Origin of the sequence: Ohtaekwangia sp. (assembly GCF_036568665.1) — a bacterium.
In the GTDB taxonomy this organism is placed as follows: domain Bacteria; phylum Bacteroidota; class Bacteroidia; order Cytophagales; family Cyclobacteriaceae; genus Ohtaekwangia.
The window spans coordinates 1-6832 of record NZ_DATCSD010000382.1 but is presented as its reverse complement, the minus strand read 5'-3'; the positions used below and the strand labels follow the sequence as shown (position 1 = coordinate 6832).

Sequence of the window (6832 nt, the reverse complement as noted above, 5' to 3'; positions counted from 1 at the left end):
CCAGGCTTTCATGAGCGAATTGACTTGTACAACCTATATCCGTTGCTGGTGCATGTCAATCTTTTTGGTGATGGGTATCTTTCATCCGTAAATTCTATACTCAGGCGATTTATTTAGTCGAAACGAAATAGTATTTTCGTTGTTTCTGTTATTGCACCCGTGAAAAACTACCCACTCTACTGTGTCCTTTTATTGCTGTCACTCATTTACCAGGCTAACGCACAGCCTTCCCCATTCCGATTTGATCATTATACCATTAAGGATGGACTCTCTCAATCTCAACCGTATAGTATATTTCAAGACAGCTACGGGTATATATGGATCGGAACCCAGGATGGATTGAACCGGTTTGACGGAACACAATTCAAAGTATTCAAGAACAATCCTTTTGATAGTACAACCCTTACGCACAACTGGGTGTGGACTGTTCAGGAAGATGATCGTGGCGATATCTGGGTCGGTACATTTCAAGGGCTCTGCAGGTATATCCGCAGTGAAGACCGGTTTGTTCAATACTATCATATACTTCACGACTCCACTTCTATCAGCGGCAACCGGCCTAACTATATAGTAAAAGATAAAAAGGGAAGACTCTGGATTTCTTCGTGGGGCAGCGGACTAAATCTGTACGATGCCAATACCAATACCTTTCGAAGTTTCAAAAACAACCCTGACGATCAGCAATCACTCAGCGATAACGCTGTGCGTACATTGTTCTGCGATAGTCATGGTATACTTTGGGTAGGCACATGGAATGGCGGCCTCAATCGTGTAGTGGAAGATGAAAGTGGTATACATTTTCAGCGGTTCGATGCGCAGGGAGAATATGGATTTGAGAGCGGCAATCGGATTACTTCCATTGCCGAAGATAAACAAGGTAATTTATGGATCGGCAGTTATGCATCGGGGCTCACTGTTTTTGAAAGATCAACTAACCGATTTATACACGTTCCGGATTTTGGTACGAACGATGTAAACAAAGTAATGTGCGATTCGCATGGCAACCTGTGGATTGGCACTAACAACGGCCTTCGCTTCTTTGACGATCAATCGAAAAGTTTTCACACCTACCAGCACGATCCCTCCAATCCCAATGGCATTAGCAGTAATGCAGTATATGCATTGATGGAAGACCGCTCTGGTATAGTATGGATATCGGGCAGCGGACTTGATTTGTACGATCCGCACAAAAATCTTTTCAAGACTTTTCGTAACAAACAGGGTGATCCAAACAGCTTGTCGCAAAATATGATCTGGTCGTTCTGCGAAGATGATGCCGGCAAAATATGGGTTGGCACCGAGAGCGGACCTATTAATGTGTTTGATCCTGCTTCGCGATCATTCAAACAAATTACCATCAGCGACAATCGCGGAAATATAGCCAGCAATGTTTATAAGATGCTCTTCAAAGACGGTGTATTCTGGATTGCCTCATTCAACGCTGGCCTGGTGCGTTATGATAAATATAGCAGCAAAGCACGTTTCTTCTTAGGCTCTCACAATTCTCCATTGGGCAAGATCACCATGGTAAATGAATTGATGATGGATGACGACAACACCTTATGGATTGGCACCAACGAAGATGGATTGTTACACTATAATCCGGAAACCGAAGAAGTAACACAGTATAAAATGAACCCCAAGGAACCTAATAGCATCGGTTCCAATTTCATCAACTGTATATACCGCGATACCAGAGGAAATATATGGATTGGATTTTGGGGTGGTGGTCTGAGTATATATAACAAGAAGAGCGGAAAATTTACCAACTATCAATACGATCGCAAGAACGACACCGGTCTCAGCGACCAGGTGGTGATCAGCATCAACCAGCAAAACGATAGTATATTCTGGATATGCACTCATAGCGGCTTAAACAAATTCAATGTAAACACGGAAAAATTTACCCACTTCTTCGAGAAGGATGGTCTCGCCAACAACGTAGTATATGAAATGCTGCAGGATGGTGAAGGTAATTATTGGATTAGTTCTAACGGAGGCATCAGCAAGTTCAACCCCAAGACCTATACCTTTAAGAAATATACTGAAACGGATGGTCTTCAGAGCAACGAGTTCAACTCAAACGCTTTTCTGAAAAGCTCTACCGGAGAATTTTACTTTGGCGGAGTAAACGGATTTAATGTATTCAATCCGTCTGAGATCAAAGAAAATAAAACGCCTCCCGCTTTGCTTATACAGGGCTATACCGTGTTTGGCAAAACCTATTTACCCAAAGAAAATATAGCACTCAATTATTCCGATAACTATATAACTTTCTCGTTTGCTGCGTTGGAGTTCTCTGCACCGGGCAATATAAAATATGCCTATAAACTGGAAGGCGTAGATGATGACTGGACGGATGCCGGAAACATACGCGAAGCACACTATACCAACCTCGATCCGGGTAACTATACATTTCGGGTAAAGGCCGCCAACCCCGATGGCTACTGGACGGAGCCAGGAGCATCTGTTATACTCACTATTCGTCCGCCATTCTGGCAAACGTGGTGGTTCACAGCGTTGGTTATACTGGTGTCTTTGGCAATCATGTATGCCATACACCGGTATAGATTGGAGCAATCATTAAAAGTAGAACGCCTGCGAAACAAAATTGCCAGCGATCTGCACGATGAAGTGGGGTCAAGTTTAACACGCATCTCTATATATTCTGACCTGGTGCAGAACGGATCGGAAGAGAACGAAAGCCGAACATACCTGAAAGGCATCAGCGATCTGAGCCGCGAAGTAGTAACCACGATGAGCGATATAGTGTGGTCTATCGACAATCGCTATGATACACTTGAAGCCGTTATACTGCGCATGAAAGATTTTGCCACCGAAGTATTGCAAGCAAAAAATATAGTGTTCGAGTTTCAGGCTTCGGGCATTGATAATAAAAAAATTCTTGACCCTGCGCTGAAGCAGAATATATACCTCATCTTCAAGGAAGCTATCAACAACATAGTAAAGCATGCACAGGCCAGCCGTGTACATGTAACACTAGCAACAGAGCGCGGAGAATTTCGAATGACAATACACGATAATGGCAAGGGAGTTCCTGCCAATGGTTCTCCCAAAGGAAACGGATTACGTAATATGAAGCGAAGAGCCGAAGCTATTGAGGGGCAATTCTCCATCGAGAATAAGCAGGGCACTACCATTGTGCTAACTACCCGCAAGATGTAACATCAATAGCCCCCGGCCATCAATTAGAAATTACCTCGTGACGCAACAAGTGCACCGATTACTGTTACCCACAGGAAAATAGCCAGGATACATCCTATAGCATACCAGATCAAAACAGCTTTGGCCCAATTACTTTTGTTAGGATTTTCAGTAGAGCCAAAAGCCCATACGAACAACATGATAAAACCCACCAACGGAATGAACGAAATTAAAAGCGTAAGAATCCAATCCTTGGTCGATAATACAGCAGCTGAGGTTTGTTGATTTTCCATGGAGTGATTACGTTTTGGTTTTACTAAAGATAATTAATTTTAAACAGTCGAAAAGAACTTATGCATCCTAAACTTCTTCAGCGATTTACCGCCATCGAGGCCGAACGAAAAGCGTTGCTGGCAGAACTCGTGCACTTGCAGGAAGATATACTGAACTATAGTCCGCCCGGTAAATGGTCAGTCAACCAGATATTGATGCATCTTATGACTTCCGAACGAATGTCGCTTATCTATATGAAGAAGAAATCGTTGGGTATAAATGATGTTGGAGATTCCGGAGTTATCGAATCGCTCAAGCTCCTGACTTTACGGGTATCACAGCGATTGCCGTTTCGTTTCAAAGCTCCTCAGGCGCTCGTTGAAAATACACCGGAGCCATTACCACTGCCGCAGCTGATGAAGAAGTGGGATAGTGCGCGGTCTAACGTATATAGTTTCCTCGAAACCATACAGGATCAGCACATCCATAAAAAAATATATAAACATCCCGTTGTGGGGCGGCTTGATGTTATGCAGGCCATGGTGTTCTTTAACGAACATATACATCACCATTGGCCACAAGTGAAGAACCTTTTAAAAAATTAAACTGCCCTGTTAACTATATTTACTATACTTTACCATCCGAACTTAACCCTGCTTTATGAATAAACGCTTACTGATCGTAGCTCTCTTACTTTTCTCTTTTTCGCTGCATGCCCAACAGAAACTTCTCAGCCCAAAGGAGTTTTTGGGATATGAGCTTGGCGAACATTTCACCCGGCACCATCGCGTGGTGGAGTACTTCAAACATGTAGCCGATGCATTGCCCAACGTAGAATTTTATCAATACGGAGAAACCTATGAAAGGCGTCCGCTGGTATATGTGGTGGTTACGGCTCCTGAAAATTTTCAGAACCTCGAACAGATCCGGCTCAACAACCTGAAGCGGGCAGGCATGGCAGAAGGTGCACCATCGGCCGATAAAAAAGCGATTGTATGGCTTAGCTATAACGTACATGGTAATGAAGCCAACAGTACCGAAGCATCTATGCTTACGCTATATGAGTTAAGCAATCCTCAGAATCAGAAAACACAGGAGTGGTTAAAGAATACCGTTGTCATTCTCGATCCATGCCTGAACCCTGACGGTCGCGATCGCTATACCAACTTTTATAACCAGTATGGCAATACACCTCCCAATGGTGATGAAGATTCTAACGAACACAACGAACCCTGGCCTCGCGGCAGATCCAATCACTATATGTTTGACCTGAATCGCGACTGGGCATGGGCCACACAGACCGAAACACAGGCGCGTTTAAAGATATATAATCAATGGCTGCCACACGTGCATGTTGACTTCCACGAGCAAGGTCATAATCATCCTTACTTCTTCCCTCCCGCAGCAGAACCTTTTCACGATATAATTTCCAATTGGCAGCGCGAGTTCCAGGTAACAATCGGCAAGAACAACGCAAAACATTTTGATGAGCATGGCTGGCTATATTTCACCAAAGAAGTATTCGATCTATACTATCCCAGCTATGGCGATACATACCCAACCTATAGCGGTGCTATTGGTATGACGTACGAGCAGGGCGGGCAAACTGGTGTAACAGTTACCACAGAAGAAGGCGATCCGCTTACACTGAAAGACCGCCTCACACATCACCACACTACCGGGCTTTCTACCGTAGAAGTTACTTCACAGAATTATACCCGTGTAGTAGATGAGTTTGAAAAATACTTCCGCGATAATCTGAATAATCCGGCAGCACCCTATAAAACGTATGTGATCAAGGGCACAAACAATCCTGACAAGATCGAGCAGCTTACCAAGTGGATGGATACACACTCGATCAGGTATGGTCATCCGGCAGCCGGTAAAGCAACGCGCGGATTCGATTATCAAACACAAACAACATCGAGCGTTTCTGTTTCAACGGATGATATTATCATTAATATATACCAGCCTAAATCACGGTTTATCACAGCCGTGTTTGAACCACAGTCGCATCTTAGCGATTCATTAACGTACGACATCACTGCCTGGAACTTAATGTATGCCAACAACCTGAAAGCATTTGCACTTAACGAGCGCATCAACGTGGGCAAAGCCTATACTCCAAAGGTTGTTGAAAGTCCGGCTATAGCATCCAAGCCATACGCCTATATATTCAAGTATCAGGGTATAAAAGATGTAGCCTTCCTTGCGGCACTTATACAGAAAGGTGTAAAAGTGCGCTCTTCAGAAAAAGCATTTACTATACATGGACAATCTTTCGATCGTGGCACTTTGCTGGTAACACGGAGGAACAATGAAAATATAGCGGAGTTTGACAACACCGTGCAGACACTTGCCAGAGGTATGGGCCGCACCATCTATACTGCTACAACCGGTTTTGTAGAAAGCGGTAAAGATTTTGGATCAGGCTCCATGAATTACCTCAAGGCTCCCAAGGTAGCATTGCTGTTTGGTAAAGAAACTTCTTCACTCTCTGCTGGTGAGATCTGGTACTTCTTCGAACAACAGCTGCATTACCCGATAGTAACCTTAGGCACTGACTATTTTAAATATGTACCGCTGAGTAAATATGATGTGTTTATTATACCGGAAGGACGCTACTCCTCGCTGGATGAAAAATTCCTGGAGAAAATATCAGGCTGGGTAGCAGCCGGAGGTAAACTGATTGTTATTGCCGATGGTCTTAATTCTTTTGCTGACAAAAAAGGATTTGGCTTGAAGAGCTATACTACGGATGACGAAAAAGAGAAGGCTGAGAAAAAACAAAAAGAAATAGATGAACAGGAAGCGCTCACGCGTTATGAAGATGCAGACCGCAAGCAGATATCAAATTTTATTGGCGGGGCTATCTATAAAATCGCTCTCGACAATTCTCATCCACTGGCATTTGGTTTATCGAATACATATTACTCGCTGAAAACAAACGAACTTCACTTCGGATATCTGGAAGGCGGCTGGAATGTAGGTGCACTGAAAGGTAAAGTGAAACCTGTTCAGGGCTTTGCCGGTAAACATGCCAACGATAAGCTGGCCAACAGTTTGGTGTTTGGTGTAGAAGAAAAAGGAAGCGGAGAAATTATTTATCTGGTAGATAACCCGATGTTCCGTTGCTTCTGGGAAGATGGTAAAATGCTTTTATCCAATGCCGTCTTCATTGTAGGGCAATAGTAAGTCTGTATTTTTGTTTCATGATGCATGAAACATTTGAATACATTGCCGATGGTCTGGCTGAGAAAGGATATGCTGTAGCAGATTCTTTTCTCAGTCAGGCTGAGGTAGATGCCATACGCAGCAGTCGTGATTTTCAACAGGAGGCCGATCAGTTTAAAAAAGCTGGTATAGGAAAGCAAAGCGATTTGCAAATTAACGA

General features: G+C 43.5%; 5 protein-coding genes and 1 pseudogene. 5 read left to right on the top strand and 1 reads right to left on the bottom strand.

Translation table 11 applies throughout. The features are described 5' to 3' along the window. A partial coding sequence (locus VIN08_RS22310; RefSeq protein ID WP_331970036.1) for a fructosamine kinase family protein occupies window positions 1-117 on the top strand: 117 nt, incomplete at its 5' end. A gap of 75 nt (window positions 118-192) precedes the next feature. Continuing rightward, window positions 193-3186 (top strand): sensor histidine kinase, encoded by a 2994-nt coding sequence (locus tag VIN08_RS22305; RefSeq protein ID WP_331970032.1) that lies wholly within the window; start codon window positions 193-195, stop codon window positions 3184-3186. A gap of 23 nt (window positions 3187-3209) precedes the next feature. On the opposite strand, the gene VIN08_RS22300 is transcribed toward VIN08_RS22305, so the two are convergent. Further along, a complete protein-coding gene (locus tag VIN08_RS22300) occupies window positions 3210-3458 on the bottom strand; it encodes a hypothetical protein (protein ID WP_331970029.1) in 249 nt (82 codons plus the stop codon). Between the two features lie 60 nt (window positions 3459-3518). Between VIN08_RS22300 and VIN08_RS22295 the strand changes: the two genes are divergently transcribed. The 3 genes and pseudogenes from VIN08_RS22295 to VIN08_RS22285 form a co-directional block, all read left to right on the top strand. Further along, window positions 3519-4043 carry a DinB family protein gene (locus VIN08_RS22295; RefSeq protein WP_331970026.1) on the top strand — a complete coding sequence of 175 codons (525 nt, stop codon included), beginning with the start codon at window positions 3519-3521 and terminating at the stop codon, window positions 4041-4043. 55 nt (window positions 4044-4098) lie between these two features. Next, the gene (locus VIN08_RS22290) at window positions 4099-6630 is read left to right on the top strand and encodes a M14 family metallopeptidase (protein WP_331970023.1); all 2532 of its coding nucleotides are present in this window, start codon (window positions 4099-4101) and stop codon (window positions 6628-6630) included. Window positions 6631-6650: 20 nt separating this feature from the next. After that, window positions 6651-6832 (top strand): annotated as a pseudogene (locus tag VIN08_RS22285) (oxidoreductase); the annotation flags it as partial.

Coding starts and splice junctions, on each gene's coding strand:
- VIN08_RS22300 (WP_331970029.1), bottom strand. CDS start 3,458: ATGGAAAATCAACAAACCTCAGCTGCTGTATTATCGACCAAGGATTGG.
- VIN08_RS22295 (WP_331970026.1), top strand. CDS start 3,519: ATGCATCCTAAACTTCTTCAGCGATTTACCGCCATCGAGGCCGAACGA.
- VIN08_RS22290 (WP_331970023.1), top strand. CDS start 4,099: ATGAATAAACGCTTACTGATCGTAGCTCTCTTACTTTTCTCTTTTTCG.